The organism is Microbacterium aurantiacum (genome assembly GCF_002872075.1).
Lineage (GTDB): Bacteria > Actinomycetota > Actinomycetes > Actinomycetales > Microbacteriaceae > Microbacterium > Microbacterium aurantiacum_A.
The window spans coordinates 20,442-39,135 of sequence record NZ_PGGU01000014.1 but is presented as its reverse complement, the minus strand read 5'-3'; the positions used below and the strand labels follow the sequence as shown (position 1 = coordinate 39,135).

At 68.7% G+C, this 18,694-nt stretch carries 21 protein-coding genes; 17 read left to right on the top strand and 4 right to left on the bottom strand.

The annotated features are described in order from the left end of the window. The coding region (locus CUR96_RS09740) for a prolyl oligopeptidase family serine peptidase (protein WP_245861168.1) at positions 1–1,395 on the bottom strand (1,395 nt) is incomplete at its 3' end. 195 nt (positions 1,396–1,590) lie between these two features. Here CUR96_RS09740 and CUR96_RS09735 point away from each other — a divergent pair. Both CUR96_RS09735 and metE read left to right on the top strand, forming a co-directional pair. Then, the gene (locus tag CUR96_RS09735) at positions 1,591–2,535 is read left to right on the top strand and encodes a methylenetetrahydrofolate reductase (protein ID WP_102193118.1); all 945 of its coding nucleotides are present in this window, start codon (positions 1,591–1,593) and stop codon (positions 2,533–2,535) included. A 21-nt stretch (positions 2,536–2,556) separates the two neighbouring features. Continuing rightward, positions 2,557–4,869, top strand: a complete 2,313-nt coding sequence (gene metE, locus CUR96_RS09730) for a 5-methyltetrahydropteroyltriglutamate--homocysteine S-methyltransferase (protein ID WP_102193117.1) — start codon at positions 2,557–2,559, stop codon at positions 4,867–4,869. A 68-nt stretch (positions 4,870–4,937) separates the two neighbouring features. Here the strand turns inward: metE and lexA are convergent, their stop codons facing one another. Further along, complete coding sequence (gene lexA, locus CUR96_RS09725) at positions 4,938–5,624, bottom strand: transcriptional repressor LexA (protein WP_102193116.1); 687 nt, start codon at positions 5,622–5,624, stop codon at positions 4,938–4,940. Positions 5,625–5,909: 285 nt separating this feature from the next. On the opposite strand from lexA, the gene CUR96_RS09720 reads away from it, so the two are divergent. The 4 genes from CUR96_RS09720 (at position 5,910) to hisH (ending at position 8,657) form a co-directional block, all read left to right on the top strand. Beyond that, positions 5,910–6,272 (top strand): LysM peptidoglycan-binding domain-containing protein, encoded by a 363-nt coding sequence (locus CUR96_RS09720; protein WP_102193115.1) that lies wholly within the window; start codon positions 5,910–5,912, stop codon positions 6,270–6,272. A gap of 62 nt (positions 6,273–6,334) precedes the next feature. Then, positions 6,335–7,420 (top strand): histidinol-phosphate transaminase, encoded by a 1,086-nt coding sequence (locus CUR96_RS09715; RefSeq protein WP_102193195.1) that lies wholly within the window; start codon positions 6,335–6,337, stop codon positions 7,418–7,420. After that, on the top strand, positions 7,417–8,022 hold the full coding sequence (gene hisB / locus CUR96_RS09710) for an imidazoleglycerol-phosphate dehydratase HisB (protein WP_102193114.1): 606 nt from the start codon (positions 7,417–7,419) through the stop codon (positions 8,020–8,022). Before CUR96_RS09715 ends, hisB begins: the two co-directional genes overlap by 4 nt. Further along, on the top strand, positions 8,019–8,657 hold the full coding sequence (gene hisH / locus CUR96_RS09705; protein WP_102193113.1) for an imidazole glycerol phosphate synthase subunit HisH: 639 nt from the start codon (positions 8,019–8,021) through the stop codon (positions 8,655–8,657). The genes hisB and hisH overlap by 4 nt, the downstream gene beginning before the upstream one ends. 34 nt (positions 8,658–8,691) lie before the next feature. Here hisH and CUR96_RS09700 read toward each other — a convergent pair whose 3' ends face one another. Next, positions 8,692–9,906 (bottom strand): AAA family ATPase, encoded by a 1,215-nt coding sequence (locus CUR96_RS09700; protein WP_245861167.1) that lies wholly within the window; start codon positions 9,904–9,906, stop codon positions 8,692–8,694. Positions 9,907–10,061: 155 nt separating this feature from the next. Between CUR96_RS09700 and priA the strand changes: the two genes are divergently transcribed. After that, positions 10,062–10,808: a bifunctional 1-(5-phosphoribosyl)-5-((5-phosphoribosylamino)methylideneamino)imidazole-4-carboxamide isomerase/phosphoribosylanthranilate isomerase PriA gene (priA, locus tag CUR96_RS09695; RefSeq protein ID WP_102193112.1), complete on the top strand. Its 747-nt coding sequence runs from the start codon at positions 10,062–10,064 to the stop codon at positions 10,806–10,808. Continuing rightward, positions 10,792–11,586 carry an SseB family protein gene (locus CUR96_RS09690; RefSeq protein WP_102193111.1) on the top strand — a complete coding sequence of 265 codons (795 nt, stop codon included), beginning with the start codon at positions 10,792–10,794 and terminating at the stop codon, positions 11,584–11,586. Before priA ends, CUR96_RS09690 begins: the two co-directional genes overlap by 17 nt. 24 nt (positions 11,587–11,610) lie before the next feature. On the opposite strand, the gene CUR96_RS09685 is transcribed toward CUR96_RS09690, so the two are convergent. Further along, the gene (locus CUR96_RS09685) at positions 11,611–12,003 is read right to left on the bottom strand and encodes a DUF1844 domain-containing protein (RefSeq protein ID WP_102193110.1); all 393 of its coding nucleotides are present in this window, start codon (positions 12,001–12,003) and stop codon (positions 11,611–11,613) included. A 274-nt stretch (positions 12,004–12,277) separates the two neighbouring features. Between CUR96_RS09685 and infC the strand changes: the two genes are divergently transcribed. From infC to CUR96_RS09640, 9 genes are all read left to right on the top strand, one after another. Further along, on the top strand, positions 12,278–12,904 hold the full coding sequence (gene infC / locus CUR96_RS09680) for a translation initiation factor IF-3 (protein WP_102193109.1): 627 nt from the start codon (positions 12,278–12,280) through the stop codon (positions 12,902–12,904). Between the two features lie 73 nt (positions 12,905–12,977). After that, positions 12,978–13,172, top strand: a complete 195-nt coding sequence (rpmI, locus tag CUR96_RS09675) for a 50S ribosomal protein L35 (protein WP_017828564.1) — start codon at positions 12,978–12,980, stop codon at positions 13,170–13,172. A 30-nt stretch (positions 13,173–13,202) separates the two neighbouring features. Further along, positions 13,203–13,589, top strand: a complete 387-nt coding sequence (rplT, locus tag CUR96_RS09670; RefSeq protein ID WP_102193108.1) for a 50S ribosomal protein L20 — start codon at positions 13,203–13,205, stop codon at positions 13,587–13,589. A gap of 115 nt (positions 13,590–13,704) precedes the next feature. Then, positions 13,705–14,517 (top strand): TrmH family RNA methyltransferase, encoded by an 813-nt coding sequence (locus tag CUR96_RS09665; protein ID WP_102193107.1) that lies wholly within the window; start codon positions 13,705–13,707, stop codon positions 14,515–14,517. A gap of 102 nt (positions 14,518–14,619) precedes the next feature. Further along, positions 14,620–15,390, top strand: coding sequence for an ATP-binding cassette domain-containing protein (locus CUR96_RS09660; protein WP_102193106.1), 771 nt, complete (start codon positions 14,620–14,622; stop codon positions 15,388–15,390). Positions 15,391–15,432: 42 nt separating this feature from the next. Then, positions 15,433–16,338, top strand: coding sequence for a glutamate ABC transporter substrate-binding protein (locus CUR96_RS09655; protein ID WP_102193105.1), 906 nt, complete (start codon positions 15,433–15,435; stop codon positions 16,336–16,338). A gap of 65 nt (positions 16,339–16,403) precedes the next feature. Next, the gene (locus CUR96_RS09650; protein ID WP_102193104.1) at positions 16,404–17,060 is read left to right on the top strand and encodes an amino acid ABC transporter permease; all 657 of its coding nucleotides are present in this window, start codon (positions 16,404–16,406) and stop codon (positions 17,058–17,060) included. Further along, a complete protein-coding gene (locus tag CUR96_RS09645; protein WP_102193194.1) occupies positions 17,057–17,980 on the top strand; it encodes an amino acid ABC transporter permease in 924 nt (307 codons plus the stop codon). Before CUR96_RS09650 ends, CUR96_RS09645 begins: the two co-directional genes overlap by 4 nt. A gap of 25 nt (positions 17,981–18,005) precedes the next feature. Continuing rightward, complete coding sequence (locus CUR96_RS09640; protein WP_102193103.1) at positions 18,006–18,641, top strand: hypothetical protein; 636 nt, start codon at positions 18,006–18,008, stop codon at positions 18,639–18,641. Positions 18,642–18,694: the final 53 nt, after the last annotated feature.

The window sequence follows — 18,694 nt, the reverse complement described above, 5'->3', positions numbered from 1 at the left end:
GGCGTCTGCCAGTCCGCGTGCCGCGGCCAGCACGTCGTCGACGTCGGAGACGCCCCATGCCCCGTTCAGCCGTTCCCGGTAGGCACGTCCGTACCCCGTGGAGCCGCCGTAGTTGACGTCCAGCACGCCGATTCCGCGGCTCGTGTAGAAGGCGATGGCGGCGGATGCGGCGCCCGACGCGTGCGCGGTCGGTCCGCCGTGCACGAGCACGATGTACGGCGGCAGTTCACCGGGCGCGGCAGACGCATCAGGATTCGCCGGCGCATAGTCGAAGGCGTGCACCGGGCCGTTCGGTCCGTCGAACGAGACCGCACGGGCCGGCGGCATCCACTCGGCGTCGAGGACTCGTCCGCCACGGACGGCGACGACCTCCCCCGAGTCGACGTCAGCGCACCACAGCCCCGCTTCGGTGCCGGACCCGCCGCCGGAGAGGAGCACGCGCGATCCGGAGACGTCATCGACGCTGACGTGGGCGTCGGCCGGCACATCCAGCCGGCGTACGCCGCCGTCAGGGGCGATGACCACGACCTCGTCGCGCCCGTTCGTGCGCACAGCGACGATCCGGCCGTCGGGCAGGAACCGGTACCAGCGGTTGCCGAGCACCCAGAGTCCGTAGCCGGTGTCGGCGTCCGCCGTGGCGATCGGATCCGGCCCGCTCCGGAGAGTCGTTCCGTCGAGGGTGATCCGGTGCAGTCCCCACCGCCCGGCCGGGTCGTCTGCGAAGAGCAGCTCGGATTCGCTCACCCACTCCGGCTGCAGGGCGGCTCTCGTGGGCACGTCGACGCGAGCGCCGCCGTCGAGCGCGGAGATGGTGAGGGTGGCGTGCTCCCACGGCATCCGCTCCGCGCTCCATCCGACCCAGGCGATCCGTGATCCGTCGGGGGAGAGTGCGGGGTGGGCGAAGAAACCGGGACCTTGGCCGAGCACGCGCACCGCGTCTTCATCGGCGGCGGCAGCACCGTCGAGCGGGATCTCGACGATCGCCCGCAGGTGCGGATCGGATCGCAGATCTTCGCGCACGGCCAGCAGCCGCCCGCCCTGCAGGCTCAGCCCGCCGTAGCGCGGTCCTGCGGCGGTCAGCGGCTCCGGCTCCCCACCGGGCACGATCCGCCGCACGCGCTGGTCGCCGGAATCGACGAAGTAGAGCGTGCCATCGGCATCCGCCGTCCAGGCCCCGCCGCCGTACTCGTGCACGCGGGAGCGCGCGTTCCACGGAGCAGGCAGCAACTCGCGGCCGGAGGAACTGCGGACGGTGACGCGGCCGCCCTCTGCGGGGACCGACTCGCCCCACCAGATCTCGCCGCCAACGAAGAGGGCGCCGTCGATGCGCGGAGCGGATGCCGCGACAGCTGCCGCCGAGAACGGGGAAGACCAGGAGCCGTAGGGAGTCGCCATGCATCGAGCTTAGGTCGGCAGTGTGACGTCGTATGTCGTGGTGCGTGCGCAGACCGGGTCGGCTGTTCTACGTTGCTGGAAACGCCCGGTTCGCCCCGAGCGTGGTGCGACAGCCGAGCCCGGCACCCGCCCGCGAACGACAGGCCTGTTCCGTCGTGCGCGGCTGCCCCGTCCGTCTGCCACTCAGGAGAGAAGATGCCCGAGGAAATCACCCCCGGCACCACTCGTGTGCCGTTCTCCTTCGAGCTCTATCCGCCGCGCTCGGAGTCGAGCGAAGAGGCACTGCACGAGACGGTGCGCCAGCTCGCCGCCGCGGGTCCCGAGTTCCTCTCGGTCACCTACGGCGCCGGCGGCTCCACCGGTGGACGATCCCTCGACGTCCTCCGCTACATCCGCGCCCATACCGACGTCGAACCTCTCGCGCACCTCACGTGCGTCGGCAACACCTACGCGGGCGCGGCCCGGCTCATCCGGGAGTTCCTGGATGCCGGCATCCTCAGCTTCCTCGCACTCCGCGGCGACCCGCCGGAGGGCCAGACGGAGGCGTTCCTGGGCGATTTGGAGAGCGCGGCGCAGCTGGTGCAACTGATCGATCGCGTGCAGGCGGAGCGCGCGCCCTATGAGGAGTCGCCGGTTCCCGGATTCCCGGGAGCCGCCAGGGTCGACCCTCGGCGCAAGGTCAACATCGCCGTCGCCGCGTTCCCGAAGGGGCACCCGCGAGCCACGCACCGTACGCAGGACGTCGAGGCGCTGCTCGCCAAGCAGGCCGCAGGGGCGACCTTCGCGATCACTCAGCTCTTCTTCCACCCCGACGACTATCTCGCCTTCGTCGAGCGGGCGCGGAGCGCCGGCGTCACGATCCCGATCCTGCCCGGCATCATGCCCATCACCTCGCACGTGCGTCTCACCCGTGTGCTCGAGCTCACCGGGGAGGATCTCCCCAGCGAGCTCGCCATCGCCCTCGAGGTCGAGCCGACACCGGAAGGCCGCCGCGAGATCGGCATCGAATGGGCGGCGCGCCTCGCCCGTGAGGTCGTCGCAGGGGGCGCCCCCGGCGTGCACCTCTACGCCTTCAACCAGCACGACACCGTACTCACCGTTCTCGCAGAAGCCGGCATCCTTCCGGCCCTGCGCCATTAGACCCCGCCGAAAGGAAAGACCATGACCGCATTCCCCGAGGGAACCATCCTCGGCTACCCCCGCATCGGGCGCCGCCGCGAACTGAAGAAGGCCGTCGAGGCGTTCTGGGCCGGCCGCATCGACGAGCAGGAGCTCGAGCGCACCTCCGCAGAGCTGCGGGCGACGACGCGTGAGCGGCTCGCGTCACTCGGCCTGGGGCGCACCGACTCCGCGATCCCCGAGTCGTTCTCGTACTACGACCAGGTGCACGACGCCGCCGTCACGGTCGGGGCGATCCCGACGCGTTTCGAGGACTTGCGCGCCGAGGACGGTACGATCGGCCTGGCCGCGTACTTCACCATCGCCCGTGGCGAGGGGGAGCGCGCAGCGCTCGAGATGACGAAGTGGTTCGACTCGAACTACCACTACCTGGTGCCCGAGATCGGGCCGGAGACGGTCTTCTCGCTCTCCAGCGATCGCCTCGTGCGCGAGGTGGCCGAGGGCGTCGCTGCCGGCTTCGTCACCCGCCCGGTGGTCGTGGGTCCCGTGACGCTGCTGGCACTCGCTAAGGCATCGGATGACGCGCCGGAGGGCTTCGACCCGCTGACCCGTCTCGACGACCTGCTGCCCGTCTACGTCGACCTCATCGCGCGCCTCAAGGCCGCGGGAGCCGAGTGGGTGCAGATCGACGAGCCCGCGCTGGTCAGCGAATCGCTTCCCGCGTCGGTCGCACAGCTGTCGGATGCCGCCGCCCGTGCGCTCGCGGTGCTCGGTGGCGCGATCGATCGCCCGTCGATCCTCGTGGCCGCGCCCTACGCCGAGCTCGGCGAGGTGTTCCCGGTGATCGCCGCCGCACCCGTCGAGGCGATCGCGATCGACCTCGTCCGCGGCGGTGTGCCCGCGGCGGCCCCCGGTCTCGAGGGCAAGACCCTCGTCGGCGGCGTCATCGACGGCCACAACATCTGGCGCGGCGACCTCGCGGCGGCCTACGACAAGCTCGAGGCCCTGCGCGGGCTCGGAGCGGGCGCCGTGGCGGCATCCACGTCGACGTCGCTGCTGCATGTGCCGCACGACGTCTCCGAGGAGACCAAGCTCGACGCGCGCCTGGTCTCCTGGCTCGCGTTCGCCGATCAGAAGGTCGAGCAGGTCGTCGCTCTCGCCCGTGGCCTCGGCCAGGGTCGCCAGGCGATCGAGGCCGAGCTGGCTGAGGCGTCCGCCGCTCTCGAGGACCGCCTGAGCGCGCCCGGAGTCCGTGACGGCCTCGTGCGTCAGCGCGGGCTCGTCGACGCCGACTTCTCGCGGGTCAGCTACGAGGAGCGCGAGACCGCACAGGAGGCGCTGGGTCTGCCCGCCCTGCCGCTCACCACGATCGGCTCGTTCCCGCAGACCGGCGACATCCGCCGGGCGCGCGCGCAGTTCGGACGCGGGGAACTCCCGCAGGAGGACTACGAGGACTTCCTCCGTCGCGAGATCGACAGCGTCGTCTCGCTGCAGGAGGAGCTCGGACTCGACGTGCTGGTGCACGGCGAGCCGGAGCGCAACGACATGGTGCAGTACTTCGCCGAGAACCTCGACGGCTTCGCGGTCACCGAGAACGGCTGGGTGCAGTCCTACGGCTCGCGTGCGACCCGCCCGTCGATCCTCTGGGGCGATGTCTCGCGTCCTGCTCCGATCACGGTCGACTGGTCCTCGTACGCCCAGTCGCTGACCGTGAAGCACATGAAGGGCATGCTCACCGGGCCCGTCACGATCCTGGCGTGGTCGTTCGTGCGCGACGACCAGCCGCTGGGCGAGACAGCGAACCAGGTCGCCCTGGCGCTGCGTGACGAGATCACCGACCTCGAGACCGCCGGCATCGAGATCATCCAGGTCGACGAGCCCGCGCTGCGCGAGCTGCTTCCCCTGAAGCAGGCGGACCAGCCGGCGTACCTCGACTGGTCGGTGGCTTCTTTCCGCCTCTCCACGGGTGGCGCGGCCGCGGGCACGCAGATCCACACGCACCTGTGTTACTCGGAGTTCGGCGTCGTGATCGACGCGATCCGTGCGCTCGACGCCGATGTGACCTCGATCGAGGCGGCACGCAGCCGCATGGACGTCGTCACCGACATCGCCGCGGTCGGCTTCGACCACGGGATCGGACCGGGTGTCTACGACATCCACTCGCCGCGCGTCCCGAGCACCTCCGAGATCGAGGCGCTGCTGCGCCGTGCGGTCGCCGAGATCCCGACGCGTCAGCTCTGGGTCAACCCGGACTGCGGTCTGAAGACCCGCGGATACGCCGAGACGACCGAGTCGCTGCGGAACATCGTCGAAGCCACTCGGCGCGTGCGCGAAGACGTCAACGTCACGGCCTGACGTAGACAACGCAAGAGCGCCCATTCCGGAGGGAATGGGCGCTCTTCGTCGTGAAGGCGGGCGGATGCTCAGACGGCGCGCAGCACGGCGACCACCTTGCCGAGCACGGTGGCCTCGTCGCCGAGGATCGGCTCGAACGAGGAGTTGCGGGGGAGCAGCCAGGTGTGACCGTCGCGCTGGCGGAACGTCTTCACCGTCGCCTCGCCGTCGAGCATCGCGGCGACGATCTCGCCGTTCTCCGCGCTGTTCTGCGAACGGATGACGACCCAGTCGCCGTCGCAGATGGCGGCATCGATCATCGATTCACCGGACACCTTGAGCATGAACAGATCGCCCTTGCCGACGAGCTGACGGGGGAGCGGGAAGATCTCCTCGACCTGCTGGTCGGCGGTGATCGGCACCCCGGCGGCGATCCGACCGACCAGCGGCACCATCGCCGCGTCGCCCACCGGCGTCGCCGAATCCGCCGGGTTCTCTCCGCTCTGGCCCGGCAGGTCGATGAGAACCTCCATCGCGCGGGTCTTGCCGGGGTCGCGGCGCAGATAGCCGCTGAGTTCGAGCTGACCGAGCTGATGGGTGACGCTCGAGAGCGACTTGAGGCCGACGGCATCACCGATCTCGCGCATGCTCGGCGGGTAGCCGTGGCTGGCGATCGACGTCTGGATGACCTCGAGGATCGCCATCTGCTTCGGGCTGAGGCTCTTCCGACGGCGCGTCCGCGGTGCCTCTGACTCGGGGGCTGAGTTCTCGCTCATGGTGCTCCTTCGGTAGGCGAATCCGACGCCGCTCTTCGAATGTCGGTGGCCCGTGGTGGGGTGTTCCTATCGAAACCGTATCCGAGAATCGGCCCGATGTGGAAGATCTGTTCGAGCGTGTCGCCCGATTCTCGTAGCCGATTTCGAAGAACGCTTGACAGATGTTCGAACTCGAATATATCTTCGGTACGTAGCTTCGTATTCACGGCTCCCGGCCGAGTCGAGAATGCGAACGCTACGCCAACTTCCCCCGCATGCCGGGGCGAGAGCACAGAGGAGCACAGGATGAGCACCATCACCTTCAGCAACGCGGCAGTCCTCCCGGCACGTCCGGCGACTCGGCTTCGGCTGACGGTTCGCGGTCGTCGTGTTCTCCTCGCCCTCGCGGCACTGCCGCTCGCCGTCGGCATCGGCGTCGCCGTGATCAGCGGCGGCAGCGCCCTCGCCTCGGGCGAGAGCGTGGCCACAGCCACCTTCGAGACGGTCACGGTCATGCCCGGTGACACGCTCTGGTCGATCGCCGGTGAGGTCGCCCCCGACGTCGACCCGCGCGACGTCATCGGAGAGATCTCGCGGCTCAACCTGCTGCAGGGCGGAGTTCTCCAGATCGGTCAGGAGATCTCGATCCCGGCGCAGTTCTCGGACTGATTCCGAGAAACCTGACGTCACCGGGCGAGCGACGAGCGCCGCGTCGTTCTAGCATGGGATGGATGACCGCCTCTCTCGACGACCTGCCGCTGCGCGACGATCTTCGCGGGCTCACCCCGTACGGCGCACCGCAGGCACCGCTTCCGATCGCCCTCAACGTCAACGAGAACACCCATCCCGTCCCTGACGACGTGGCGAGCGACATCCTCGATGACATCGCCGTGGCGCTGCGCGACGTGAACCGATACCCCGACCGCGAGTTCACCACGCTGCGTGAGGGGTTCGCGGAGTACCTCGGTCACGGCCTGGAGGCAGACCAGATCTGGGCGGGCAATGGCTCGAACGAGGTGCTGCAGCACATCCTCCAGGCGTTCGCCGGCCCCGGGCGCACCGTGTTCGGTTTCGCGCCGACCTACTCCATGTACCCGCTGATCGCGCAGGGGACAGGCGCGCTGTGGATCGCCGGCGTGCGCGAGCCCGACTACACGATCACGCCGGAGGAGGCGGTCGCGCAGGTCGAGCAGGCCGATCCCGACGTCATCCTGCTCTGCTCGCCGAACAATCCCACAGGCACGCCGCTCGGTCTCGACGTCATCGAGGCGGTGTACGAGGCGGCTCGCGGCGTCGTCGTCGTCGACGAGGCCTATCAGGAGTTCGCGCCGAAGGATGCGGCATCCGCCCTGACCCTGCTCGACGGGCGCCCGCGTCTGGCCGTGTCCCGCACCATGAGCAAGGCGTTCGCCTTCGCGGGGGCGCGCGTCGGCTATCTCGCGGCGGATCCGGCCTTCATCGACGCGCTGCGCCTGGTGCGGCTGCCGTATCACCTGAGCGCGCTCACTCAGGCGGCGGCCGTCGCCGCGCTGCGCAACTCCGGGATCATGCTGCGCATGGTCGACGAGATCGTCGAACAGCGTGATCGCATCACCGCGACGCTGGAAGCGCTGGGCTACGCGCCGCACGAGTCGTGGTCGAACTTCGTGCTGTTCGGCGGGGTCGCGGACCCGAAGCGGATCTGGCAGCGTCTGTACGACCGCGGCGTGCTCATCCGCGACGTCGGCATCCCCGGGCACCTGCGGGTCACCGCCGGCACCGAGGCCGAGACGACGGCGTTCCTCGACGCCCTCGCCTCGATAGAATCAGCCTCATGAGCGCCCCCCGCATCGCCAGCCGCGTCCGCAGCACGTCGGAGTCCACCGTCGAGCTGGAACTGAACCTCGACGGCACCGGCGCCAGCCGCATCGACACCTCCGTGCCGTTCTTCGACCACATGCTCACGGCGTTCGCGAAGCACTCGCTCACCGATCTGACCGTGCGGGCCTCCGGTGACACGAACATCGACGCGCACCACACCGTGGAGGACGTCTCCATCGTGCTGGGTCAGGCGATCGCCGAAGCGCTCGGCGACAAGTCCGGCATCTCGCGTTACGGCGACGCGCTCGTCCCGCTCGACGAGGCGCTCGCTCAGGCCGTCGTCGACATCAGCGGTCGTCCGTATCTCGTGCACGACGGAGAGCCCGCCGGTTTCGAGCACCACCTCATCGGCGGCCACTTCACCGGGTCGCTGGTGCGGCACTCCTTCGAGGCGATCACCTTCGGTGCGGGCCTCACCGTGCACATCCGTGTCCTCGGCGGGCGCGACCCGCACCACATCGCCGAAGCGGAGTACAAGGCGTTCGCGCGCGCGTTCCGCCAGGCGAAGTCGCTCGACCCCCTCGTCGACGGCATCCCCTCGACCAAGGGCGCACTGTGACCCGCACGCCTCGCATCGCGGTCTTCGACTACGAGTCGGGCAACGTGCACTCCGCCGTGAAGGCCCTCGTCGCCGCGGGTGCGGACGCCGTCCTCACCGGTGATCGCACGGAGGCGCTGGAGGCGGACGGTCTCGTCGTCCCCGGCGTCGGCGCCTTCGCAGCCGTCCGCGATGCCCTGCGTGCGCACGGCGGTGATGAGATCATCGACCGCCGCCTCGCCGGAGGCCGGCCGGTGCTCGGGATCTGCGTGGGGATGCAGGTGCTCTTCGAGCACGGCGTCGAGCGTGGGCACGATTCCGAGGGCCTCGGCGAATGGCCGGGAGCCGTCACCGCGCTCAATGCCCCGGTGCTGCCGCACATGGGCTGGAACACCGTTGCGCCTGACGCGGGCAGCGTGCTGTTCGACGGCATCGAAGACGAGCGCTTCTACTTCGTGCACTCCTACGCGGCGCAGACGTGGGAACTCGACGTCATCCCGCCGTTCCCGCAGCCCGTGCTCACCTGGACGACCTACGGCGACCCGTTCCTCGCCGCGGTGGAGAACGGACCGCTCTCGGCGACGCAGTTCCACCCGGAGAAGTCCGGCGAGGCCGGCATCCGGCTGCTGCGCAACTGGGTGCGCTCACTCGCCTGACCGCTGCCTCCCCGGCCGCGGGCCGGGGCTCGTGTCAGAGTCCCCGTGCCACGGCGGCGGCTGCCGAAAGCCAGGCGCGCTTCGTGACGGGATCCAGGGAACCCAGCTTGAGTGCTCCGTCCACGATCCCCCGGTCGAACGGGATGGTCACGACTTCCCGGGCCAGCGAGCCGTATCCGTCGACGATCTGATCGACGTCGGCCTGCGACGCCTTGGGGTCGGCCTGCGTCACCACGACGACCGACTGACGGGCCAGCGCCGCCGACCGCGCGTCGCGTTCCTCGAGGGCCTCCAGCAGAAGTGCTCCTGCTTCGGCGTGGTCATCGCGGGTGGTCGTCGCCACGACGATCTGATCGGCGCGGTCGATCATGCGCAGCCACATCGGGTCGGACTCGTCGTTGCCGGAATCGATGATGATCAGCCGGTAGAACTTCGCCGCCACCGCGTGGATCGCATCGACGTCGGCGGGGCTCAGGCGGTTCTCGTGCGCGAGCCGGATCGGCTTCGAGCGCAGGACGTCGTACTTCTCACGCGGCTGATGGTGCACGAAGTGGGCGAGGTCGGCCGACTGGCCGCGCGCGCCGAGAAGACGTTCGGTCTCCGGCAGGAGTTCGAGGAGGGTGCGATCGTGCGGGCCGGTCTCGGTGCGCCAGCCGAGGGTGCCGCGGGTCTGGTTGTTGTCCCACGCCAGGACGCCGGCGCCGCCGTACTGGGCGAAGACCGCCGAGAGGAGAACAGTGGTCGGCGTCTTGCCCGCACCGCCCTTGCCGTTCACGACGGCGACGGTCCGGGGACCGGGCCAGTGCTGGCTGACGGCATGCTCGTCGTCTCGGATCGCCTGCTCGGAGGCGCTCGGGCGGAGAGAGAACCCGAGCCGGTTGAGGGCGCCTCGCGTGCCGCGGCGTGCCGGCTCCTCACGCCGCTCCTGATGCAGGAACGACGGCCGCTCGCCCCGGTCGCGCTGCTTGCGGCGCGACGGAGCGGGTTCGGCGGGGGCTTCGGGCTGCGGCTCTGCAGCGACAGTCAGGGGCGCCGAAACCGAGGGCGCGGGCGCGGGCTCCGCGACGCGCGGGACCTCGCCGGCGGTGATCGGTGCGGCGGCGGTGTCGAAGAGACTCGAGGGCCCGGCGTCTTCGGAGGCGAAGCCGGCGGGTGCGGGTTCGGCGGAGAGCTGATCGGGCTTGTTCGCGAGTTCCGGGTTGCCCCTGCGGAGTGGTCCGACTCCACGCAGATCTGAATCGTTCGCCATGTTCATCGCCCTCCCCGAATCGAACTCGGATGCAACCGAGGCTACCCTCTCACCCTGTGTCGATCCGTATCGCCCCATTTGAACCGCTCCGGGAGGCGGACTAGTGTCGATTCTCGTGCCGATGAATCGGCCGCTCGATTCCAGCTGAGGAAGACATGAACGACTTCGCGTCAACTCCCACTCTCACACTGCTCCCGGCCGTCGACGTCGCCGGCGGCAAGGCCGTCCGTCTGACGCAGGGCGAAGCCGGTACCGAGACCAACTACGGCGACCCGCTCGACGCCGCGGGGGAGTGGGTCGCACAGGGGGCCAAGTGGATCCACCTGGTCGATCTCGACGCAGCGTTCGGCCGCGGCAGCAACGCGCCGATCCTGCGCAAGGTGATCAAGCAGTTCCGCAACGTGAACGTCGAGCTCTCCGGCGGCATCCGTGACGACGCGACGCTGGAAGCCGCTCTCGAGAGCGGCGCGTCGCGCATCAACCTGGGCACCGCCGCGCTGGAGAACCCCGAGTGGGCTGCGGACGTCATCGGCCGCTACGGCGAGGCGATCGCGGTCGGCCTCGACGTGCGCGGCACGACGCTCGCGGCTCGCGGATGGACCAAGGAGGGCGGTGACCTCTGGGAGGTCCTCGATCGCCTCGAGGAGGCCGGCTGCAGCCGCTACGTCGTCACCGACGTCACCAAGGACGGCACTCTGCGCGGGCCGAACATCGATCTGCTCCGCGAGGTGACCGCGCGCACTCCGAAGCCCGTCGTCGCCTCCGGAGGAATCTCCAGCCTCGATGACATCGCAGCGCTGCGCGAACTGGTGCCGCTCGGCGTCGAGGGCGCCATCGTCGGCAAGGCCCTCTATGCCGGCGCGTTCACGCTGGCCGAGGCGCTGGATGTCGCAGGGGACTGACGACGCCCACCGCCACGGCTCAGGCGCGGCCGGCGATTCGGCCGGCGTCCCGTGGGAGGGGCGCAGCTTCGAAGCCAACCCGCACTCCGCGGACGACGGCTCAGCCGACCCGGCGCTGCTCGACGCCCTGCTGCGATTCCGGGCGGGCCAGGGGAGTCAGGCCGAGGTCGTCGATGCCTTCCGCACTGCGCGCGTCCTGATCCCGCTTGTCGCCGAGAAGGGCGAGGAGGGCATCGCCCCGAACGGATTGACGGTCGACAAGACGCAGGAACTCTCCATCGTGACCGTGGCGGCCCCCGATGGCCGCCGAGTGCAACCGGTGTTCTCCTCGGTCGAGGCGATGTCGAAGTGGGATGCCACGGCGCGGCCGATCCCGGTCGAGGCGGTGCGGGCGGCCCTGGCCGCATCCGCCGAGGACACCGACCTCATCGTGCTCGACCCCACGTCGGACACCGAGTTCGTCATCCGCCGTCCGGCTGTGTGGGCGATCGCTCAGGGCCACGCGTGGGAGCCGAGCTTCCTCTCGCCCGAGGTCTTCGAGGCGCTCCAGCAGAGCGTCGCACATGAGCTCGCCGTGATCGACGTGGCCGTCGCCGCCGGCGATCCGGATGCGCGTCTGCGCGGCCCCGAACTCATCGTGATCCTCGATCTCGTCGACGGCCTCGAGCGAGAGGTGCTCGACGCCGTGCTCACGCGGCTGGCGCAGCGCTGGGCATCCGATGATCGCATCGCCGTCCTCGCCGACTCGCTCACGGTCAAACTCCGTCGCAGCGCCTGACAGCCTCGAACGCCGGGGCAGGAGCTAGTTGACCGGCCCTGTCCACTTCTCGCCGGGTCCCTTGCCGATCGGGTCGGGGATGACGGATGCTTCGCGGAACGCGAGCTGCAGCGAGCGGAGGCCGTCGCGCAGCGAACGCGCGTGCATGTCGCTGATCTCCGGCGCGCCGGCGGTGATGAGCCCGGCGAGGGCGTTGATGAGCTTGCGCGCCTCGTCGAGGTCGATCTCGGCGTCGGGGTCGTGTGCGAGGCCGACCTTCACGGCAGCGGCGCTCATCAGGTGGACGGCGGCCGTCGTGATCACCTCGACAGCGGGGACGTCGGCGATGTCCCTGGTGGCGGAAGACGCTGCCTCCTCCTGCCGTGCCCAGCGCTCTTCGCGCTCGCGATCTGCCTGGTCCTGACCCTGAGTCGTCACTTCGCCTTGCCTTCTGTTAGACTTTGTCGGGCTCCGGAGCGTAATGCTCCGGTACGAAAGAGGATTCACTTCCCACCCGCGCTTGCCGTTCCAGGCTACCGGGTCCAGCACTCCGCCGGCTCCGTCCGGTTGTTCGGCCAGATCCGTTGAGGAACTGTCCGATGGTCAGGGTGCGAAGCCGGCATCTGAATGTCGGCGGGTGGGGACGATTCTGAATTCGCCCGTGATGCAGAAAGCATCGCGGAGGCCGGATCACATCGTCTAAGGAGCACCTATCAGCGATCCCCGCACCAATGAGCGCATCCGCGTCCCCGAGGTCCGCCTCGTCGGTCCCGCGGGTGAGCAGATCGGCGTCGTCCGCATCGAGGCCGCGTTGCGCCTTGCGCAGGAAGCCGATCTCGACCTCGTCGAGGTCGCCCCCAACTCGAAGCCGCCAGTGGTCAAGATCATGGACTACGGCAAGTTCAAGTACGAGGCCGCCCAGAAGGAGAAGGAAGCGCGCCGCAACCAGGCGAACACGATCCTCAAAGAGGTCCGCTTCCGTCTGAAGATCGAGGCGCACGACTACACGACCAAGCTCAAGCGCGCCGAGGGCTTCCTCAAGACGGGCGACAAGGTCAAGGCCATGATCCTGTTCCGCGGTCGTGAGCAGTCGCGTCCCGAGCAGGGTGTGCGTCTGCTGCGCAAGTTCGCCGAAGACGTCGCCGAGTTCGGCACCGTCGAGTCGAACCCGACGATCGACGGTCGCAACATGGTGATGGTGGTCGCGCCGCTCAAGAGCAAGTCCGAGGCCAAGCAGGAGCAGAACGCCGTCCGCGACGCTCAGCGCGCCGCGAACAAGCAGGCTGCCCGTGAAGCCAAGAGCGAGACGGATGCTCCGGCCGAGGCTGCTGCGGAGTAACACCCGCCCACAGAACTCCCGCAACGCGGGTTGACAACGTCGCCCGAGAGGGCGCCATACGAAGGAAGAGAAGATGCCGAAGCAGAAGACCCACTCGGGTGCTAAGAAGCGCTTCAAGATCACCGGCAGCGGCAAGCTGAAGAAGCAGCAGGCCGGGATGCGTCACAACCTCGAGCACAAGTCGAGCCGTCGCACCCGTCGTCTGAACCAGGACCAGGTGCTCTCGAAGGCCGACACCAAGGTCGCGAAGAAGCTTCTCGGTCGCTGACGCGCCCGAACGCAGGAATAGGAAGAAGTCATGGCAAGAGTAAAGCGGGCGGTAAACGCCCACAAGAAGCGTCGCGTCATCCTCGAGCGCGCCTCCGGCTACCGCGGTCAGCGTTCGCGCCTGTACCGCAAGGCCAAGGAACAGGTCATCCACTCCCTGGTCTACTCGTACCGGGATCGTCGCAAGCGCAAGGGCGACTTCCGCCGCCTGTGGATCCAGCGCATCAACGCCGCTGCACGCCAGAACGGCATGACCTACAACCGTTTCATCCAGGGCCTCGGCCTTGCGGGCGTCACGGTCGACCGTCGTATGCTCGCCGACCTCGCGGTCAACGATGCAGCGACGTTCACGTCTCTCATCGAGACGGCCAAGAAGGCTCTGCCTTCCGACGTCAACGCACCGAAGTCGGCCGCGTAAGCAGCTTCTTCGGCTGCGTGAGCAGCTCAGATCAGAGGGCGCTCTCCTTCGGGAGGGCGCCCTCTGGCGTCGAGAGTGTCTCCGCGTGAGCCGGGGGACTCTCTAGACTGAGAAGGTGCTGGAGAACCCCCGCTCCCCCCGAGTCCGTGCCGTCGCGAAACTGACCAAGCGCAGTGCGCGCACCGAGACCGGTCTGTTCCTTCTCGAAGGCCCTCAGGCCGTCCGTGAGGCGCTCACCTACCGACCCGATTCGATCGTCGACCTTTTCGCGACTCCGACCGGCTGGGACAAGCATCCGGACATCCGCGCCTCCGCCGCGCAGAACGACGTGGTGGTCGAGTACGTCACCGAATACGTCCTCAACGCGATGGCCGACACCGTCACCCCGCAGGGACTCGTCGCCGTCGTGCGCCAGACCCCGACCTCGGTGCGGGAGATCTTCGCCGCGTCGCCTCGCCTGGTCGCGATCTGCGAGGAGGTGCGGGACCCCGGCAACCTCGGCACGATCATCAGGGCAGCGGATGCCGCAGGCGCCGACGCCGTCGTGCTCACCGGCCGCACGGTCGACCCCTACAACCCGAAGGTGGTCCGCGCCACCACCGGGTCGCTGTTCCATCTGCCCGTCTCCGTGGGCGGCGAGCTGTCGGACGTGATCAAGCGCGCACACGCCGCCGGCCTGCGCGTCCTGGCCGCTGATGTGAAGGGCGACGACCTCCTGCAGGCACGCTCCGAGGGACTGCTCGCCGAACCGACCGCCTGGCTGTTCGGGAACGAGGCGCATGGCCTGGAAGACAGCGCGCTGTCGCTCGCCGATCGGGTGCTCAGGCTGCCGATCTTCGGCCGTGCCGAGTCGCTGAACCTGGCGACGGCCGCCAGCGTCTGCCTGTACGAGAGCGCCTTCTCGCAGCGCGCCGCAGCGTCCCTCTGACGGGCCGCCCGCGGGCCGACGCCGGGGCCCGCGCGGTTACAACTGTGTAACCACATCGCGTTGCTCTCGTCTGCGTCGGCGTCTACTCCTAGGGTGGGGGGCATGGCACAAAGCAATGGCGCGCCGCGAACAGGCGGTACCCCCCTGGTGGTGGTGGACAACGTCCAGAAGCACTACGGCGATTTCCAGGCTCTGACCGACATCGATCTGACCGTCAATTCGGGCGAGGTCGTCGTGGTCATCGGCCCGTCCGGTTCGGGCAAGTCGACGCTGTGCCGCACGATCAACCGGCTGGAGACGATCACCAGCGGCACGATCAGCATCGATGGCAAGGCACTGCCCGCCGAGGGCAAGGGCCTCGCCAACCTTCGCGCCGACGTCGGCATGGTGTTCCAGTCGTTCAACCTCTTCGCGCACCTCACGATCCTCGAGAACGTGACGCTCGGGCCGATCAAGGTCCGGGGCCTGAAGAAGGCGGATGCCGACAAGGAGGCCATGGCGCTGCTCGAACGCGTCGGCGTGGCGAAGCAGGCGTCGAAGCTGCCCGCTCAGCTCTCCGGCGGTCAGCAGCAGCGCGTCGCGATCGCCAGGGCCCTCGCGATGCGGCCCAAGGTGATGCTCTTCGACGAGCCGACCAGCGCGCTCGACCCCGAGATGATCAACGAGGTCCTCGACGTCATGGTCGGGCTCGCGCACGAGGGGATGACGATGATCGTCGTCACCCACGAGATGGGCTTCGCGCGCAAGGCCGCCGACCGGGTCGTCTTCATGGCCGACGGCCGCATCGTCGAGGAGGCGACGCCCGAGGAGTTCTTCACGAACCCGAAGAGCGACCGCGCCAAGGACTTCCTGTCCAAGCTCCTCACCCACTGAACTTTTCTGCCCCTGCATTCACAGCACACGAAGGAGACGCACATGCGACGCACACGGACACTGGCGGGCATCGGCATCGCAGCAGCATCGCTGCTGGCGCTGACCGCCTGCAACAGCGGCACACCGACGAACCCGGGCGGCGACGCCGAAGAGCCCGCCGAGGACTCGGCCTGGTTCACGGTCGCAGAAGACGTGGCGCTCGAGGGCAGCCCCACGTTCGACGCGATCACCGCGCGCGACAAGGTCATCGTCGGCGTCAAGGAGGACCAGCCCGGTCTCGGCTACCTCGACGTGACGTCGGGGGAGCGCACCGGCTTCGACATCGACATCGCACGCTGGATCGCGGCCTCGCTCGGCTACGACGAGGACAAGATCGAGTTCAAGCCGATCGCCTCCGCCAACCGCGAGCAGGCCATCACCAACGGCGACATCGACTACTACGTCGGCACCTACTCGATCAACGACAAGCGCAAGGAGCTGATCGACTTCGCCGGCCCGTACTTCATCACCGGTCAGGGTCTGCTCGTCGCGGCGGACGCCGATGAGGCGGACAAGCTCGAGGACTTCAACGGCAAGACCGTCTGCTCCGCGACCGGCTCCACGCCGATCCAGAACATCAAGGCGAACTTCCCCGAGATCAAGACGCAGGAGTACGACCTGTACTCCGCCTGCGTCCAGGACCTCATCGACGGCAAGGTCGACGCGGTGACCACCGACCAGGCGATCCTGATCGGCTACGCCGCCCAGTACCCTGATGACGTCAAGGTCACCGGCCCGCTCTTCACAGAGGAGCGCTACGGCGTCGGCCTCACCAAGGGCGACGACGTGATGCGCGCGCACATCAACGAGCTGTTCACGGACGGCGGCGAGATCTGGCAGGCGATCTTCGATGCGAACCTCGGCGACTCCGGCATCGAGGTCGAGCAGCCCGAGGTCGACGCGTACTGATCTGACCGGGGGCGGCCTCCTCTCCAGGAGGCCGCCCCGTACAGCTTGAAGAAGGGCAGGGTGGCGTGGACGTCATCTTCGGCAACCTCGACCTGTGGGGAGAGGCGATCGGCAACACGCTGCTCGTCTTCTTCATCGGCGGGATCATCGCGCTCGTGCTGGGCATCATCGTCGGGGCGATGCGCGTCTCGCCGGTCCCGATCGCGCGCAGCGTGGGCACGGTGTACGTCAACCTCGTACGCAACACCCCGCTGACCCTGGTCTTCTTCTTCTTCGTATTCGGCTACCCGCAACTCGGGCTGCCGAACCTGTCGAACACCGTGCTCGGCATCCTGGCGATCGGCGTCTACACCGCGACCTACGTGGCAGAGGTGCTGCGCGCCGGCATCAACACGGTCCCGGTAGGTCAGGCCGAGGCCGCCCGGGCCATCGGCCTTCCCTTCGGTCAGGTGATGACCTCCGTCATCCTCCCGCAGGCCTTCCGCTCCGTCGTGCCGCCGATGATGAGCGTGTTCATCGCTCTTCTGAAGAACACCACGGTCGCCGCCGGCTTCTCGATCGCCGAGCTCGCCGCGCTCCGGTCGACGATCAACGACGCCCCCGACCGCCCCGGCAACCCGATGGAGGTCCTGCTCTGGGTCGCTGTCGTCTTCGTGGCGCTGGTCATGGTGATGAGCGGCCTGCAGCGCTATCTCGAGAACCGATGGAGGATCGCGCGATGACTTCCGTGCTCTACGACGTCCCCGGCCCCCGGGCGATCGCTCGCAACCGCATCCTCGCCATCGTGACGATCCTCGTGGTGCTCGCGGCCCTCGGTTTCGTGGTCTACCGGATGCTCGTCACCGGTCAGTTCTCGGAGCAGAAGTGGTTCGTCTTCACGTTCTCCAACGTCTGGATGGGCATCGGGAAGGCGCTCGGGAACACCCTCGCCGCCTTCGCCCTCGCCGCGGTGCTCAGCATCGTGCTCGGCTTCGTGCTCGCCATCGGCCGGCTCTCCGATCACGCCTGGGTGCGCATCCCGGTCACGGTGATCACCGAACTGTTCCGCGCCGTGCCGGTGCTGGTCTTCATGATGCTGCTCTACTACGGCCTGCCGGTCGTCGGCGTGAAGATGGATCCGTACTGGGCCGTCGTCCTCGCGCTCATGGTGTACAACGGCTCCGTGCTCGCCGAAGTGCTCCGCGCCGGCGTCGAGTCGCTCCCGCGAGGGCAGAAGGAGGCCGGTTACGCGGTCGGCCTCCGCAAAAGCGGCGTGATGCGGCTGATCCTGTTCCCGCAGGCGATCCGCGCGATGCTCCCGGTGATCGTGGCACAGCTCGTCGTGACGATGAAGGACACCGCGCTCGGCTTCATCATCACCTACCCCGAACTGCTGTACTACGCCAAGCAGCTCACCTCGCAGCAGGGTCGTCCGATCCTGCAGTCGGCGTTCGTCATCGGCGGCATCTACATCATCATGTGCCTCATCCTCTCCGGGATCGCGAAGTGGGTGGAGGTCCGTACGCGGCGCTCGCCCAAGGTGCGTGGAATCGTGGAGGCGCCCGGGGCCGACCCTCGCCTGCATGAAGACGGCACGAACACGGAGCTGATCGCTCTGCAGCGAGGCGCAGGAAAGTTCGACGGCACCAGTACAGGGGCGTGAACGCGCCCGCGTCAACCTGACTGCCATGACCACCATCGAGACCGTTTCACCGTACCCTTCCGCGACGAGTCGTGACCTCGACGGGTGGCTCTCGGAAGACCTCGCCGCCCTTCATCCGGCGGAGGCCCCGACGCGACTGCGGGCTCTCGCCGACACGCAGGCTGCGAGGATCGGCGCGTGGGCCGCCGGCGTCAGCGTCGGCCTCTCCACGGGGGTCGTCGGCCTCGCGCTCCTCCTCGTCACCGGCCGGATCTCGAGCGTCCCGCTCATCGGCGGCGGATTCCTGTTCGCGGGCCTCTGCATGATCTTCCTCCTCCGGGTGGGACACCGGCTTCCGGACACCGGGCGCCTCCGCAGCGTGCGGGGGCCGGCCCGGCTCCGCGACGGCGTCATCGCTGCTCTGGTGATCTACCTCCCTGTCACGGCGCTGATGGTCGTGGCCACGTTCCGCACCGGCGGGGTCTTCGGCCTGATCATCGTGAACGTGGCATACCTCCTGCTTCTCGTCTCCGCGTTCGTCGTGCCCTCCGCGGTTCTCGGGCGCGGCCGCGAGGCGTTCCGGCGTCGCGCCAGGACCGATGTCCTGCTGCGTGCCCGGCTCGAGGAGGATCGCCTGTCCTGGAAGCCGGAACGCGGCACGCCCATGTACGGACCGCTCTGAGGCCGCGCTGACGTGCGCCTCCTGGCGCGCGCAGGACCCGATGCGGTCCCCGG